Origin of the sequence: Buchnera aphidicola (Hyperomyzus lactucae), assembly GCF_005081705.1 — a bacterium.
In the GTDB taxonomy this organism is placed as follows: Bacteria; Pseudomonadota; Gammaproteobacteria; order Enterobacterales; family Enterobacteriaceae; genus Buchnera; species Buchnera aphidicola_Y.
In genome coordinates this window covers 359,227-375,148 of the sequence record NZ_CP034876.1, presented here as the reverse complement: position 1 = coordinate 375,148, position 15,922 = coordinate 359,227, and the positions used below count along the sequence as shown (strand labels likewise).

The 15,922-nt window shown below is 25.5% G+C and carries 17 protein-coding genes and 3 tRNA genes; 9 read left to right on the top strand and 11 right to left on the bottom strand.

Annotation, left to right across the window (positions count from 1 at the left end):
- Window positions 1-74 precede the first annotated feature (74 nt).
- From flgG to flgB, 6 genes are read right to left on the bottom strand one after another with little or no spacing between them, the layout of a single operon-like run.
- Window positions 75-857 carry a flagellar basal-body rod protein FlgG gene (gene flgG / locus D9V68_RS01745; protein WP_158357745.1) on the bottom strand — a complete coding sequence of 261 codons (783 nt, stop codon included), beginning with the start codon at window positions 855-857 and terminating at the stop codon, window positions 75-77.
- Window positions 858-876: 19 nt separating this feature from the next.
- On the bottom strand, window positions 877-1,623 hold the full coding sequence (gene flgF, locus D9V68_RS01740; RefSeq protein WP_158357743.1) for a flagellar basal-body rod protein FlgF: 747 nt from the start codon (window positions 1,621-1,623) through the stop codon (window positions 877-879).
- 22 nt (window positions 1,624-1,645) lie between these two features.
- Window positions 1,646-2,875 (bottom strand): flagellar hook protein FlgE, encoded by a 1,230-nt coding sequence (locus tag D9V68_RS01735; RefSeq protein ID WP_158357741.1) that lies wholly within the window; start codon window positions 2,873-2,875, stop codon window positions 1,646-1,648.
- A 41-nt stretch (window positions 2,876-2,916) separates the two neighbouring features.
- Window positions 2,917-3,594: a flagellar hook assembly protein FlgD gene (locus tag D9V68_RS01730; RefSeq protein ID WP_158357739.1), complete on the bottom strand. Its 678-nt coding sequence runs from the start codon at window positions 3,592-3,594 to the stop codon at window positions 2,917-2,919.
- Window positions 3,595-3,601: 7 nt separating this feature from the next.
- Window positions 3,602-4,015 carry a flagellar basal body rod protein FlgC gene (gene flgC / locus D9V68_RS01725; protein ID WP_158357737.1) on the bottom strand — a complete coding sequence of 138 codons (414 nt, stop codon included), beginning with the start codon at window positions 4,013-4,015 and terminating at the stop codon, window positions 3,602-3,604.
- 8 nt (window positions 4,016-4,023) lie between these two features.
- Window positions 4,024-4,437: a flagellar basal body rod protein FlgB gene (gene flgB, locus D9V68_RS01720; protein ID WP_158357735.1), complete on the bottom strand. Its 414-nt coding sequence runs from the start codon at window positions 4,435-4,437 to the stop codon at window positions 4,024-4,026.
- A gap of 240 nt (window positions 4,438-4,677) precedes the next feature.
- On the opposite strand from flgB, the gene flgA reads away from it, so the two are divergent.
- On the top strand, window positions 4,678-5,328 hold the full coding sequence (gene flgA, locus D9V68_RS01715; RefSeq protein WP_158358262.1) for a flagellar basal body P-ring formation chaperone FlgA: 651 nt from the start codon (window positions 4,678-4,680) through the stop codon (window positions 5,326-5,328).
- 49 nt (window positions 5,329-5,377) lie between these two features.
- Window positions 5,378-5,779, top strand: coding sequence for a flagellar export chaperone FlgN (gene flgN / locus D9V68_RS01710; RefSeq protein ID WP_158357733.1), 402 nt, complete (start codon window positions 5,378-5,380; stop codon window positions 5,777-5,779).
- A gap of 28 nt (window positions 5,780-5,807) precedes the next feature.
- Here flgN and pyrC read toward each other — a convergent pair whose 3' ends face one another.
- Entirely contained in the window at window positions 5,808-6,860 is a 1,053-nt protein-coding gene (gene pyrC, locus D9V68_RS01705) for a dihydroorotase (protein ID WP_158357731.1), read from the bottom strand.
- A gap of 189 nt (window positions 6,861-7,049) precedes the next feature.
- On the opposite strand from pyrC, the gene murJ reads away from it, so the two are divergent.
- Together murJ and D9V68_RS01695 are read left to right on the top strand one after the other, a co-directional pair.
- The gene (gene murJ, locus D9V68_RS01700) at window positions 7,050-8,585 is read left to right on the top strand and encodes a murein biosynthesis integral membrane protein MurJ (protein ID WP_158357729.1); all 1,536 of its coding nucleotides are present in this window, start codon (window positions 7,050-7,052) and stop codon (window positions 8,583-8,585) included.
- A 217-nt stretch (window positions 8,586-8,802) separates the two neighbouring features.
- Window positions 8,803-9,870, top strand: a complete 1,068-nt coding sequence (locus D9V68_RS01695; protein ID WP_158357727.1) for an OmpA family protein — start codon at window positions 8,803-8,805, stop codon at window positions 9,868-9,870.
- A gap of 96 nt (window positions 9,871-9,966) precedes the next feature.
- On the opposite strand, the gene D9V68_RS01690 is transcribed toward D9V68_RS01695, so the two are convergent.
- Window positions 9,967-10,051: transfer RNA gene (locus tag D9V68_RS01690), tRNA-Ser, on the bottom strand.
- Window positions 10,052-10,199: 148 nt separating this feature from the next.
- Between D9V68_RS01690 and D9V68_RS01685 the strand changes: the two genes are divergently transcribed.
- Window positions 10,200-10,270: transfer RNA gene (locus tag D9V68_RS01685), tRNA-Cys, on the top strand.
- Between the two features lie 11 nt (window positions 10,271-10,281).
- Window positions 10,282-10,368 (top strand) — tRNA-Leu (locus D9V68_RS01680).
- 7 nt (window positions 10,369-10,375) lie between these two features.
- On the opposite strand, the gene rsmC is transcribed toward D9V68_RS01680, so the two are convergent.
- Complete coding sequence (gene rsmC / locus D9V68_RS01675; RefSeq protein WP_261979604.1) at window positions 10,376-11,392, bottom strand: 16S rRNA (guanine(1207)-N(2))-methyltransferase RsmC; 1,017 nt, start codon at window positions 11,390-11,392, stop codon at window positions 10,376-10,378.
- A 230-nt stretch (window positions 11,393-11,622) separates the two neighbouring features.
- On the opposite strand from rsmC, the gene minC reads away from it, so the two are divergent.
- From minC to minE, 3 genes are read left to right on the top strand one after another with little or no spacing between them, the layout of a single operon-like run.
- Window positions 11,623-12,336, top strand: coding sequence for a septum site-determining protein MinC (minC, locus tag D9V68_RS01670; RefSeq protein ID WP_158357723.1), 714 nt, complete (start codon window positions 11,623-11,625; stop codon window positions 12,334-12,336).
- A gap of 26 nt (window positions 12,337-12,362) precedes the next feature.
- Complete coding sequence (gene minD / locus D9V68_RS01665) at window positions 12,363-13,175, top strand: septum site-determining protein MinD (RefSeq protein ID WP_158357721.1); 813 nt, start codon at window positions 12,363-12,365, stop codon at window positions 13,173-13,175.
- Window positions 13,176-13,177: 2 nt separating this feature from the next.
- A complete protein-coding gene (gene minE / locus D9V68_RS01660; RefSeq protein ID WP_158357719.1) occupies window positions 13,178-13,429 on the top strand; it encodes a cell division topological specificity factor MinE in 252 nt (83 codons plus the stop codon).
- A 146-nt stretch (window positions 13,430-13,575) separates the two neighbouring features.
- Here the strand turns inward: minE and tsaB are convergent, their stop codons facing one another.
- Together tsaB and D9V68_RS01650 are read right to left on the bottom strand one after the other, a co-directional pair.
- Window positions 13,576-14,241 (bottom strand): tRNA (adenosine(37)-N6)-threonylcarbamoyltransferase complex dimerization subunit type 1 TsaB, encoded by a 666-nt coding sequence (tsaB, locus tag D9V68_RS01655; protein WP_158357717.1) that lies wholly within the window; start codon window positions 14,239-14,241, stop codon window positions 13,576-13,578.
- Between the two features lie 35 nt (window positions 14,242-14,276).
- Window positions 14,277-15,848, bottom strand: a complete 1,572-nt coding sequence (locus D9V68_RS01650; RefSeq protein WP_158357715.1) for a TerC family protein — start codon at window positions 15,846-15,848, stop codon at window positions 14,277-14,279.
- Window positions 15,849-15,922 lie beyond the last annotated feature (74 nt).

Genomic DNA, 15,922 nt, shown 5'->3' with positions numbered 1-15,922 from the left:
CTTTAATGATAGACGTTTAATATATAAATTTTTCTTTAAACACGTTTATAAAACATGTTAATATAATTAAATGGTTATAATTGTGATAATTTTTGTAACATTTGATCTGATGTACTAATAGATTTACTATTAATTTCATATGCTCTTTGAGTTTGAATCATGTTAACTAATTCTTCAGCAACGTTAACATTTGAAGTTTCAACATACCCTTGATATAATAATCCTGTACCATTCAAACCTGGAGTAGTTTCAATTGGTGATCCTGACGCTTGAGTTTCTTGATATAAATTTTCTCCTAAACTTTCTAGACCAGAATGATTAACAAAATTAATCAAATTTAATTGACCAACAAAAATAGGCTGTGTTTGTCCTTGTAGTGCAACACTAATTACACCGTCTCTTGCTATGTTAATATTTGTAGAATTAGGAGGAATGCTAATTTCCGGTATGATAGGAAAACCACTATTAGTGACTAATTGACCATTTTGATCTAATTGAAAAGAACCATCTCGTGTATATGCTATATTGCCATCAGGTAATTGTACTTGAAAAAACCCCGGTCCGTTAATAGCTACATCTTTTGAAGAATCTGTTTTTGACAGATTACCTTGACTATGAATTCTTTCAGTAGCTACTGGTCTTACTCCAGTACCCAATTGTAATCCAGATGGTAAAGTTGTATCCATTGATGAATTTGTTCCTGCTTGACGTATTGTTTGATACATTAAATCTTCAAAAACTGCTCTAGAACGTTTAAATCCATTAGTACTAACGTTAGCTAAATTGTTAGAAATAACATTCATATTAATCTGTTGAGCATCAAGACCAGTTTTAGAAATCCATAAAGAAGGAATCATATTTTTATCCTGTTTATTTTCAATTGTTAATATTAATTAACTGATTTGCATATTCAGCGTTTTTATCACATATAGATATCATTTTCATTTGAATGTCAAATTGTCTAGAATTAGATATCATCTCTATCATGTTTTTTGCGGCATTAACATTACTTTCTTCCAACATTCCCGATTTTACGTGTATGCTATCATCATGATTTATAATGTTTTTAAATAAATTATTTTTTTTAAGATAAAATAATCCATTTTCTTTTTGTATCAGATCTTGTATAGGCAAGCGTACTAATTTTAATGCACCTATTTTAGTTTTAAAAAAACTATTGTTCTTTTTTTCTATTGAAGTAATGATTCCATCAGATAAAATTTTTACATTGACATTATTTGGTATTCTTATACTTCCATTACTTCCTATTACTTCATTTTCTTGAATGGTTAACATTCTCTTTAAATTTATTTTTAAATGACCATTTTTTGTGTATGCTTCTTGACCATTTATATCTTTAACTGTTAACCAACCATTATCTTGAACAAATAAATCTAAATTTCTTTTTGTGTAATTTAATGTTCCTGGGGAAAGATTATGATATTCTTTTGTAATTTTGTTATAAGTTTTATATAAATTTTTAACATACTGGTTTTGTAATGCATAATTAAATTTTTCTTTAAAACCAGTGGTAGAAATATTTGCTAAGTTATTAGAAATGACGGTTTGTTTTTCTAATAATTGATTAGCGGCAATCATAGAGTTATATATTGAATTCTCCATTATAGTATTTAATCCTATTTTATTATCTTAAATTAATTAATGTACTAATAATCTTATCTTCTGTTTTAAAAGATTGAGCATTTGATTGATAATTACGCTGTGCTATAATCATATTTATTAATTCTTTATTTAAATCAACGTTTGATGCTTCTAAAGTTCTTGGAGTTACAAAACCAAAACCATTACTACCCGCCATTCCTATATTTTCTTTTCCTGATTCTCGAGTCGCAGACCATAAATTACCACTTTCAGGTTGTAACTTTTCAGGATTAATGAATTTTGATAGTAATATTTGACCTATTACTTTTACTTCTTCATTAGAATAAGTTCCAATGATTTCACCATTTGGGGAAATATTGAATGCTTTTAGAGAACCTTTTGAATGTCCATCTTGAGAATATTGTTCCCAAGAATTATCAACATCTGATTGTTCTATAGTATCAGTTAAATTAAGAGTAATATTTTCATACTTTGAATTTTCTGACTTAATATTGAATATTTTATCAGAAGTTAATTCACCATTAGAATTAAATTTTAATTCAAAACTTGTATCAATATTTTTTTTGTTTGAATTATTAATAAAATCTTGAGATTTTATGTTTACCATCCATGTATTTGTTTTTATTTTATTAAAAGAAATCTCTATTTTTTCTTTTTTCCCAGCTTTATTATATATATTAAAATAAGTTTTATAATCTTTTGATTCAGATACATTTTCGTTAGAATTATCTGTTTTTTTAGTAAGATCAGTGTTACTATTTAAAATAGTTTTCAATGTAATAGAAGAAGTAGGTTTTTCTTTTAATATAAAAGTATCTCGTAAATTAATTGGTGTTAAGTTAGACGAATTATCTAATGTATTTTGTAAGTGAGATATATTTTTTCCAGTCAGATACATTCCTTGCATATTAATAATATTTTTGTTTCTATCAAGCAGAAATTGACCATCTCTAGTGTAATGTATATTACCTTGAGAATCTAAAACTCGGAAAAATCCTTCTTCTATAATTCCCAAATCTAAATCTCTACCAGTTTCAACTAACATTCCATTATTAAAGTTTTGTACAATATTTGAAATTCCGACACCATTTCCTTTAGTACTATTTGAATAAAAAGAATGAGAAAAAATATTGAAAAAAATTGGCTTTCTAGATTTATATCCTATAGTAGATGCGTTTGCAATATTATTAGATATAATATCTAAGTTATCATTACTAACAAGTAAACCACTTATAGCGTCCATAATCGACATATATTCGCTCCTTTCATTTATAGTAAATAAACATAGTTGTTTTATTTGAAGATTTCACGAATTTTTGAAAGTGTTGTATTACCTAAAGCTCCTAAATCAATAATAGGATCTCCAGAAGACGTGATAATGCTATTTACTAATGCTGCACTTAAGCTTTGTACAGGAACATTTTGATCTTTGTTTTTAGCTATAACTAAAATATTATATTTTCCAGTCATAACATTTTTTTTATTTAAATCTTTACCATCCCATTTAAAACTATATACTCCAGGTTTAGCATTTTTTATCGTTTTTACATGTAAAATTTTTTCATTTTCATCTGTAATCTGTATTTTTACTATAGTAGCGTCTCCAATTAACTCTATTCCAAATCTTGTTTCAGTATTTTCAGTATGTACTAATTGAGTATTTGGTATCATGACATGATGTCCAATTAATGAAGATACTTGAATGTTTTGAGTATGATTAATTTGACTAGAAAAATTTCCTACAGTACTATTTAATCTTTCAATTCCGCTTGCTGTATTAATTTGTGCTAATTGTGATGTCAATTCAGTATTTTTAATAGGATCAGTCGGATCTTGATTTTTAATTTGTGCAATTAATAAACTTAAAAAGTTTTTTTGTAAATCTAATGGATTAGAATTGTTTTGAAAATCATTACCATTTTTTTTTATTACTGTATTATCTATGGATGAATTAACATTTATAGTGCTCATTTTTTCATTATTCGCTAATTGTTAGTGTTTTTATTATCATTGATTTAGCTGTTTTTAATACTTCTATGTTTGCTTGATAACTTCTCGATGCTGATATGTTGTTGACCATTTCTGTAATAGGATTGACATTAGATGTTAGAACATAACCTTTATTATTAGCCATAGGATGATTGGGATCATATATTAATGGCATGGGAGTTGTATCATCAAGTATATTAGATACTTTTACTCCACCTATTTTTGAATTTTCTTTTAAACCATCAAACTTAAAAAAAACTGTTTTTGCAATATATGGATAATATTTTCCATTCTTATATATAGTGCTTTCCATATTAGCTAAATTACTAGCAATGATATTTATTTTCTGTGACTGTGCAGTTAGTGCTGAACCTGCAATATTAAATATATTTAGAAGAGACATAATCTATATTATCCTTTTAAGACACTCATTATATTTTTGATCTGATTTTTCATAAAGATCAAACTTGATTGATATTTTAAGCTATTATCTATAAATTCAATTCTTTCTCTATCCATATCGACTGTATTGCCGTCTGGTTTAATTTGATTTGCATCTACAACAGGTATAAATTTTAATGAAAATGAATGATTATTTTTTCCATTTAAATGATAAAGAGATGTTTTTTTTAATAAAATATTTTTATTTTTTATATTTTTTTGTTGTAGTACTTTACTCAGTTCGTTTTTAAAGTCTATATCTATAGATTTATATCCAGGTGTATCAGCATTAGCAATATTAGAAGATAAAATTTCTTGTCTTTTAGCATAAAGATTCAATGCATTCTGACTAAAATCAAAAATTTTATTTATTTTATCAAACATATTTGATCCTTAAATATTAAATATAAAAATTTATTTTTAAAGAAATATATAAATATAGTATATTATTCTGTTTTTTTAAGAATATCTATTTTTTCATGATGTTTTTTGTAAAAAAATAAAAATAAACATATATTTTTTTATTATACCTTTATTAAATATTTTCTATCAAGAAAATGATCTTAAAACACTATAGTATATAAGTTATTGAATTAATTTAAATTAAGGACAACAATGATTCTAATAAAAATAACAATATATTTTTTATTATTTTTTTTATCTTTTAAAGTTGATGCTATTAGTTTAACTAAGGAATTAAATAATTTTTTTAAAAAAGAATATCCTTATAGTAAGGATAATATACACATCATAATACGTACTCCATTAAAAAAAAATACATATTGTAAAAAACCTATTTTTTCTATCTTAAATAATTTTGATTGTCTGGGTTTGATAGATGTTCTTTTGACCTGTTCTGAACAACATTATTACTTAAAAGTAGAAATTCAAGCTCAAGGAGAATATATTGTAGCAAGCAGACAAATTCCAAGGGGAACTAAAATACAAGAATCAGACTTGAAAATTTTAATAGGACGACTAGATATATTACCTACTAATACCTATCGAAAGAAAAAAGATGTTATCAATAGAGTAAATTTACGTGATATTTTTCCATTACAAGCAATAACATCTTTAATGACGAGGCCATTATGGTTAGTGAAAGTTAATCAACAAGTAACTATTATTATGAAAGGAAGTAATTTTTCTATTTCTTCTAAAGCCACATCGTTAGGTAATGGGGTTCAAAATGACAAGATACGTGTAAAAACAAAAAATGGCAAAATTATTACGGGAATTATTAATAAAAATGGTGAAGTAATTGTTCCCCTGTAAAAAAATATTTTTATTTGATACAATTATATATTGATAGGAATATAGACAAATGAATAATTTAATAGATACAATAAAAAAAATAGAAAATATTTTATCTTCTTTAGGAATTATACTAAACCAAGAATATTATAATTTATTGCATTCTTATCAAAATGGAGAAAAATTAGAATTAACTAAAAAAAAAATATTATTGAAAAAATATTTTTTATTAAATAAAAATAGGATAGTTCTTGAAAAAAAATATGGTATATTTGCACCCTATAAAAATAATTACCAATTGCATAATTATTGGAATAAAATAGTAAAGCAATGTTTGTTATTGAGAGAATTAAATCTTAAAAACAAAATTCTTATCAATAAAAAATTTTATTTAAATCAATATTTTTTAGAACTACTACCATCATATAAAACATGTATTACTTATAATATTAAAGGAAATTTAAAAAACTAAATATTTTTAAAATACAATTAAATCAGAATCAATCTTCAATAGACCAATTTAAATTTTTACCTGCTAAAAATGGAACAATTATATTGTTTTTTCCAACATTAATTTTTTTAATGACTCTATATGAACTCTTCACAAGAGTTATAGTTTTTTTATTAATAGGCATGTTGTAAAATTTCGGACCGTTTTCAGAACAAAAAGATTGTAAATACTTTAAAGCATTCATTTCTTCAAACACTTGAACATAACACAATAAAGAAGAAGGAGCATTAAATATACCTGCTCGTCCTACAATATTAATTTTATTTTTATGTAAATGAGGTGCTGTATCGCTTCCTAAAAAAAAATGTCTATCTCCGCTAGCTATAGCTTCTCTTAATGCTATTTGATCAGTTTTGTTTTTTAAAACAGGTAAACAATAAAGATATGGTTGAATTCCACCAAAAAACATATCATTTCGATTATGCATTAAATGATGTGGTGTAATAGTAGCAGAAAGATAATAAGGATCGCTTTTTTTAATATATTCTACAGATTCTTTAGTTGTAATATGTTCCAATACTATTTTTAATTTTGGAAATTTATTTCGTAGGGGTTCTAAAGTATTTTCAATAAATTTTGCTTCTCTATCATAAATATCAATATTTTGATCGATCTCTTCGCCATGAATAAGTAATGGCATTCCTATTTGTTCCATGCACTCTAGAACTCGGATAATGTAACTGATATCTTTTATACCTGTTTTTGAATTGGTTGTAGAATCATTAGGGTATAATTTAGCTGCTATGAATATTTTTTTAGAAAACCCAATTTTTAGTTCTTCAGGCATTGTAAATCGAGTCAAATAGCAAGTCATTAATGGCTGGAATTTATACTTCAAGTTCATTGCATTTAAAATTTTGCTACGATAATGAATACTTTTAAAACAATTAGTAATAGGACTGTCAAGGTTTGGCATAATTAAAGCTCTATTATAAAATTTACCGGTATAATGAATAACTTTTTTTAAAATTTCATTATCTCTTAAATGAACATGCCAATCATCAGGTTTTATAATTGTAATTTTTCTTATAATTTCAGGCATATTTTCCTTATGATTAAGTAGAATTGTTTTAAATAATTTTAAATTATCAATATTTTTTAAATAAATATTTTTATATAAACTGAAATTATTTTTTAAAAGTCATTTTTCATAATTAGTCTTTAATATATAACATGTTTATCTCATTAAGAAAAATTAAAATATCTTTTTATATTTATAGGTTAGTGTAGAATGAAACTTTTAAAATCTTTAATATCAGTAAGTTTTATGACTTTAATATCTCGTATATTAGGTTTTATTAGAGATATTTTAATAGCTAGTATATTCGGTGCTTCTATGTTTACCGATGCTTTTTTTATATCCTTTAAAATTCCTAACTTACTACGTCGCATTTTTTTTGACGGTGCATTTTCTCAGGCCTTTATTCCTATATTAATGGAATATAGAGTGAATAAAAATGAGAAATATATACAAAATTTTATTTCTTCTATATTTGGCTTTATGATCTTTGTTTTGTTGATAACGACAATATTGGGAATATTTTATTCTCGTTTTTTAATTTTAATTAGTGCACCAGGCTTTACAGAAATTCCTGAAAAATTAAGAGTATCTACATGTTTATTAAAAATAATATTTCCTTATATTTTATTGATTTCTTTGTCTTCATTGTTTTCATCAATTTTAAATAGTTGGAACTATTTTTCTATTCCAGCTCTATCTCCAATATTTTTAAATATTAGTATTATTATTTTTTCTTTATTTTTTAGTGCTTTTTTTCATCCCTCTATTATTGCACTAGCATGGGCTGTAATCATAGGTGGTTTATTGCAGCTATGTTATCAACTTCCTTTTTTATATAAAATCAATATGTTAGTTTTACCAAGTATAAATTGGAATAATATTGGTCTTTTGAAGATTTTAAAAAAAATAGGTCCCGCTATTTTAGGTGCTTCTGCTAATCAAATTTCTTTAGTGATAAATACTATTTTTAGTTCATCACTCAATTCTGGATCAATATCTTGGATTTATTATGCTGATCGATTAATAGAATTTCCAGTAGGAATATTGGGTGTATCATTAAGTACTATTTTATTTACATCTCTTACTAAGAGTTATAAATCCGGTATAATATTGGAATATAAAAAATTAATTAATTGGGGGTTACGTGTTGGTGTAATTGTATCCATTCCAATTTCAGCAATACTTTTTTTTCTAGCAAAACCAATAGTTATAGTTCTTTTCCAATATGGAAAGTTTACAGATCTTGATGTTTTAATGACAAAAAAAACATTAGAATTATATTCTTTTGGTTTGATTTCTTTTATTTTAGTAAAAATTTTATCTTCTGCTTTTTATGCTCGTGAAGAAATAAATATTCCTATGAAGATTTCATTATTTACACTTTTTTTGACTCAATTAATGAATCCATTTTTAATTTTTTATTTTAAACATGCCGGTCTTGCTTTATCCGCAAGCATATCTGGATGGGTAAATTTGTCATTACTTTATTGGAAGTTACATCAAAAAAAAATTATATATTTAAAATATAGCGAATTAATTTTTCTTATGAGTGTCATTATATCAACATTAACGATGATTTTGATTGTATTTTTTATACTATATTATATGCCCTTATGGAGTATAGGTTCTTTTTTGTATAAAATTGCTCGTTTATTTTTTGTTCTATTTGTATCTGGAATTGGATATTTTTTTATGTTACATTTTTTAGGAATACATTTATTACATTTTTTTGATAAAAATTCTTGAAATAAATTAGTATCATATTAATCATATATACATGATATGTAATCATTATTATATAATTAATGTGATATTTATTATATAATATGATTTTAAAGAATATTAAAATATAACTGTATTTGAAGTTACTCAATTATTTTTTAAATCATATTTACGTACTATTATAAAAAAATACATATATTTCATATGACTTATCATTCATCTAAAAATAATGGAGTTTCAAATGAAAAAACGAACTCTTGCTATCGTATTTTTATTAGCAAGCTTAGTCACGTCTGTTCAAGCTGAAGAAAAAAATGGATGGTATCTAGGTACTAAGATTGGATGGTCTCAATTTGATCCTTTAAAATATGTTGTTAATAATTCTAAAAATGACTATTTTAGTAAAATTGATGTTTTAAAAGACAAATTTAGTGCTCCAATTATTGGATTATTTTTAGGATACGAATTTAATCCTTATTTTGGTTTTGAAATAGAAAATGATACTAATGGTTTTGCTCCTCATTTAATGTTTCAAAAAGATCAAAAAGATCAAAAATATATACAGTCTAATAGACTGCAGTTATCAACAAAGCTATCTTATCCAATCACAGACAATTTTCATGTTTATACAAAATTAGGTAGTATGATTCCTTGGGATAATCTTTCTTCTAAACAAGATTTACAAAACATGTTTACTAAAGAAAGTAAATTATTACCTAGTGTTTCTTTAGGTGCCGAATATATTTTTAATAAAAAATTTATTACTAGATTAGATTATAGTTGGAATAATAGTGTTCAAAACATAATGAATTCATCTATTAAACCTTCTATCGGAGATGCTGTTTTTTCTTTAGGATGGAAATTTGGAAAACCTGATATTAATGATGTTTTTTCATCTTATGATGATGAATTATTAAATACTACTAAATATAGTATATTGAATGAAAATATTAATTTTCCTTTTAATAGCACAGAATTAAAACCGATTGCTTATGATAAACTTGATAAATTAGAAAGTGATCTAAAAAAGATGAAACTAAAAAATATCTCGATTGTTCTTTTAGGACATGCTGATAAAATAGGCAATTCAGAATATAATCAAAAATTATCTGAAGATCGCGCATATAGTATTAAAAATTATTTAACATCTCGAGGTTTTTCTAGAGAAAACATCACAGTACAAGGTATGGGAAACGCGTATCCATTAACTAATCAAGTTTGTAAAGATATAGAAAACAAACCTTTATTAATTAGTTGCTTAGCTCCAGATCGTCGCGTAGAAATTGAAGTTTTATCTGATATTCAATAAAAATTTATATATATCTTAAATGTTTGATTTAGTTATAGTTTTTTTGATTATATCGATGGAAGGATAGTTATTATTAAGTTTTATTTTATATTATTTCGGAGAGAGAGAGATTCGAACTCTCGGACGATTGCTCGTCGGCGGTTTTCAAGACCGCTGCCTTAAACCACTCGGCCACCTCTCCGATATAAAAAAATAACTTAAATAGGATATTATCCTAATAATAAATGATTATATTATATATTGCAAAGATAATTTTAGTTTATTTTTATAAATGAATTTAAAAAAAATTATTTGTAATTTTTATTTTTTTTTTCTATAATGATGTTATAGGCGTGTTGACAGATTGGATATGTGGCGGATTGCAAATCCGTATAGCCCGGTTCGATTCCGGGATACGCCTCTAAAAAATTAGCCCGGATGGTGAAATTGGTAGACACAAGGGACTTAAAATCCCTCGGCTTTAAAGCTTTGCGGGTTCAAGTCCCGCTCCGGGTACCATACATTTTTATTTTAAAAAAGCTTGATATATCTTATATTTGTTTGTTTTTTTTAATATAAAGTATTTTTTAAATATCTTTTCTAATAAATTATCACAATTTAAAAAACTGTTGACTACAAATCTTAATTCTCCTTCTAATGTTAAATATTTTTTAGAAGCATAAATTATTTTTTTTATTATATTAAAATTAATTTTTAAATCTTCATGAAAAGGTGGATTGGAAATAATCAAATCAAATTTTTGACATATATTTGAGTATAAATCACTACATATTACTGTTCCTTTTAATTGATTTGAATCAAGTGTATATTGGCTGCATTTTAATGCAGCTATATTATTATCAACTAGTGTTAGAATTGCTTGAGGAGAAATACAAAGTAGTGATGCTGATAAAAATCCCGTTCCGGAACCTATATCTAAAACTTTCCCACTTATATTTTTTGTAAAAGTAGAAGCGAGTAGCTCGCTACCTTCATCTATTTTTTTATAACCAAAAACACCTGGAAGAGATTGTATAAAACACTTTTTCCATATGTGTGTCTTAAAAAAATCTTCTAATATAAATTTTTTTTGTTTTTTTAAAAATCCTGAAATTAAAAGAGAATGTTTTGCGCTATCTATTTTATTTAAAGTAATCCAGTTTTTAAAAATTAATGGCGCACTTCTTACTCCACTAGAATTTTCTCCTACAATAAAAATTTCAGTATTTATTTGTAAATGTGAAATTAAATTTATTAATTGAAATTGTGCTTCGGATTTATCTTTTGGCCAATAATAAATTATTGTATCGCAGTTTTGAATCATTTCTTGTGAAACTAATAAATTATTATAAATATGAATATTTTTTATATTTTTTACATTCTTTTTTAAATTAATATATATATTATATTTATAAAGATTTATTTTTGTATTAACAGTGGAGAGGCGTAAAGGAAAATTATCTTGTATATTTCCTGAAAAAAATACTTTTTTAGTTTTAAATATACTGCTATGACGCAATATAAGTTTGCTGCTTTTACACAAAAACAAAATATTTTTTTCCTTTGTAATATTTTTAAAATGTTTTTAATTTATTTTTTAAAAATATACTTATAAAAGTATTGTTTTTTTTAATTAAAAAATAGAAATTGTTATCATATAGTATTTATACTATAATTCACTTGCATAAATTCTTTTTTTTTTATTTATAATCAGATATAAAAATGATATATAAATTTTATGTGAATATAAGTATATATTATTGAGCAATAAATATGCTAAAAACATCCATTGAAATTAAGGGTAGTAATTTTACATTACTAGTAATGTATTTAAATAATCATAATATAGATTTGATTAATGAATCATTATATAAAAAAATTCAAGAATGTCCAAAATTTTTTAAAAACGCACCTGTTATTGTTAATGTATCAGGCTTATGTAATGTATCAGATTGGAAGAAAATACAAGAAATTATTATGTCTCATGGTTTTTTTGTTATAGGAGTAAGCGGTTGTGAAGATAAAACATTAAAAAGAATTATTATTAATTCAGGATTGCCTATTTTATCAGAAAGCAAAAAGAAAAATAAAAATCTCATCAATGATATCTCGATCGCTTCTACAGAAAAAACAAAAATAGCAATCACAAAAAAAATAGAAAAAACTCATATTATAGATATACCTGTACGTTCAGGTCAAAAAATTTATGCAAAACATGCTGATTTGATAGTAGTTAATAATGTTAGTGCTGGAGCTGAGTTAGTCGCAGATGGAAATATTCATATTTATGGTGTAGTTCGTGGAAGAGTTCTTGCAGGTGCTGATGGAGACACAACAAGAAAAATATTTTGCACAGCATTATTTGCTGAACTTGTTTCTATATCTGGTGAATATTGGTTATCAGATCAAATACCAGCTGAATTTATTGGAAAATCAGTTCAAATTTACTTAAGAAATAAATTTTTAACGATTAATTCTCTCGGTTAAGTGTATTTTTTAAAGGATTTTTTTATATGACACGGATTATTGTAGTAACTTCAGGGAAGGGAGGTGTAGGTAAAACTACTTCAAGTGCAGCTATTGCAACTGGTTTAGCACAAAGGGGCAAGAAAACGATTGTTATAGATTTTGATATAGGATTAAGAAATTTAGATTTAATAATGGGATGCGAACGTAGAGTGGTATATGATTTTATTAATGTAATACAAGGCGATGCAACACTTAATCAGGCTTTGATAAAAGATAAAAAAACAAATAATTTATTTATCCTCCCAGCATCTCAGACTAGAGATAAAGATGCTTTAACACGTGAAGGAGTCGAAAAAGTTTTCAAAGAACTTATAAAAATGAAATTCGATTTTATTATTTGCGATTCACCGGCGGGCATTGAAACTGGTGCCATTTTAGCAATATATTTTGCGGATGAAGCTATCATTACTACTAATCCCGAAGTTTCCTCAGTACGAGATTCTGATCGAATCTTAGGAATTATCGCATCTAAATCAAAAAGAGCTGAACAAAATAACGTTCCCATAAAAGAGTACCTTTTGTTAACACGCTACAATCCTACACGTGTTAAAAAAGGTGAGATGTTAAGTATGAAAGATGTTTTAGATATTCTCCAAATACCAATAATAGGTGTAATCCCAGAAGACACATCAGTTCTTCGCGCTTCTAATCAAGGAGAATCTATTATCTTAGATGTCCATTCAAATGCGGGATGCGCTTATTATGACACCGTTAATCGATTATTAGGACAAGAATGTAGTTTTCGCTTTATTGAAGAAGCTAAAAAAAGTTTTTTACAACGTTTATTCGGGAGATAGGTATGGCTTTGTTGGATTTTTTTTTATCCCGTCATAAAAATACTGCCAATGTTGCAAAAGAGAGATTGCAAATAATTGTTGCAGAACAAAGAAAATATAACAATGAACCAGATTATTTCCCACAATTAAAACGTGAAATACTATCTGTAATTTGTAAATATGTAAATATAGAACCAAATATGGTAACGGTTCAATTAGAACAAAAAAAAGAAGATATTTCTATATTAGAATTAAATATTATTTTACCCGATTAAAGTACTCACTAAAATATATTAAATTAATAATGAGAATATTAATATTTACATATATACTTTATTATTTATTTCAATTTAATGCAATCAATACTGAAGTATATTTAATATTTCAGTATTGATTGTTATTAATTATAATATATCATTTTTTAAAAATGATCATATATATAATTTATATCATTATCTTTAGAACAAGATGTTTTTAAGTTTTTTATTTTTAATAAAACAAATGGAATTATATCTTGTGCATTAGGTAAAAAATAATGAAATTTATTTACGTTTAAAAAATTTTTGTATTCGATTGATTCCCATCCATTACCGATAAGAGTCCAATTATTTTTTAAATTGCTAATTTTATCTTTGATTAATTTTTTTTTTATTAAAGATTCTGTATTTTCTCCAGTCCAAATATTTTGACTATTTCTTGTATATTTTGCCCAATATACTTCTGTTTTTTTTGCATCAACTGCAAATATGATATATTTTTTCTTATATTTTCGCCATGCTTTTTCGGCTATAATTGCTAGTGTAGAAACACTAATAATAGGGATCTGCAAACTTAAAGAGAAACTTTGTGCAATACTTGCAGCGATACGTATGCCTGTAAAATTTCCCGGTCCTTTTGCAAAAGAGACATAGTTTAGTTCTTGTAATTTGGTTTTAGTTTGAAATAATACTTTTTGAATCATAGGCAAAATTTTTATTGTATGTTTTTTTTTGCACATCTCTGATAGAGAATAAATATATTGATTTTTATATATAGCAACTGAACAACAATCCATTGAACTATCAATAGCTAAAATTATATTGGACATAATTTTCTCAATGACTTATTGAATTTCTTGAAGAATTATTTAAGTTTTTCATCTTGATTTTTAATAATTCTGACTAAATCAATTCGATATTCTGTTGCTTTAATAATATGAAAATTAAAAGGATGAATGTAAATAGTTTCTCCTGGAAGAGGTAGTTGACCTTTTTGAGCAATTAACAGACCGCCTAAAGAGGCGTAATTTTTTTCTTTAATTAATTCTTCTGTATTGAGTAATTGTTGTAATGAATGCAAGTCGGTTTCACCTTTTACTAGCCAACTATTATTTTCTTGTATAATGTCTGGTGTTTCGTCAGCATCTGGAAATTCTCCTGCTATAGCTTCTAAAACATCTAAAGGAGTAATTAATCCTTGTATGACTCCAAACTCGTTACTGACAATCACAAAACTACCTTGAGCACGGCGAAGTACACCAAGAAGATTGATAGGGTCTAAGGTGTCCGGTATAATTATTGGTAATATTTTACTTGCAAAAGTAGATACGTCTATTTTTTTTTCAATAGCAACAAGTAATTCTTTAGCACGTACAATACCTATTATTTCATCTAATTCTCCCTTGCAAACTGGAAATAAACTATGTGGAGTATCTAATAATTGCATTCGAATTTCATCAGTGCTTTTTTCTGTATTTACCCAAGAAATATTACCTCGAGGAGTCATTATACTTCTAATAGAACGTCCAGCTAAGGTTAAAACACCATTTATCATATATCTTTCTTCATCTTTAAATGTTTCTATTTCTGATGATGATTCAATAGATTCTGTTTTTTTATTATTATTTTTTATTTCTTTTTTTTGTTTATTTTTATTTTTTTCTTTTATCATTAAACGCAAAATAGTTTCAGCTGCTCTTTGTCTCATGGGTCTTCTAGATTGATTTTTCATGAAATTATGACGAGCTATTTGATTAAAAATTTCAATTAAAATAGAAAATCCTATTGCTGCGTATAAATATCCTTTAGGAATACAAAATCTTAATGCTTCCGTCACTAAACTAAAACCAATCATTAATAAAAAACTAAGACATAGTACTACTACTGTTTGATGAAGATTAATAAAATTAGTTAATTTTTTTGATGCTAATAACATTAATATAGTTGCCAATATAACTGCTATCATCATAATTAATAATTGATTAACCATACCAACAGCCGTTATTATTGCGTCTAAAGAAAAAACTGCGTCTAATACGACTATTTGAATTACTACAGCCCAAAAACCTGCGTAATTTTTATTTTCTGAATTTTCATGATGATTGTTTTCTAATCTTTCATGTAATTCCATTGTAGTTTTAAATAATAAAAACAAACCACCAAATAAAAGAATTATATCACGTATTGATAAAGAGAAAAAATGGTTGTGAATAATAGGAGAAGTGAGTGTTACAACCCAAGATATTAATGATAGTAATGCTAAACGCATCACTAGAGCTAATCCTAAACCAATTAAACGCGCTTTATCTCTTTGATTAGGAGGTAGTTTTTCTGATAAAATTGCTACAAATATTAAATTATCAATTCCTAATACTACTTCTAGGATAACTAGTGTTAATAAGCCGGCCCAAGTTGACGGGTCTAAAAAAAACTCCATCAGAAAAACTCCATAAAAAAAAATAGGACAGCATAATATTTAATACATCTGAGATATAAAATATCTTATGTCGA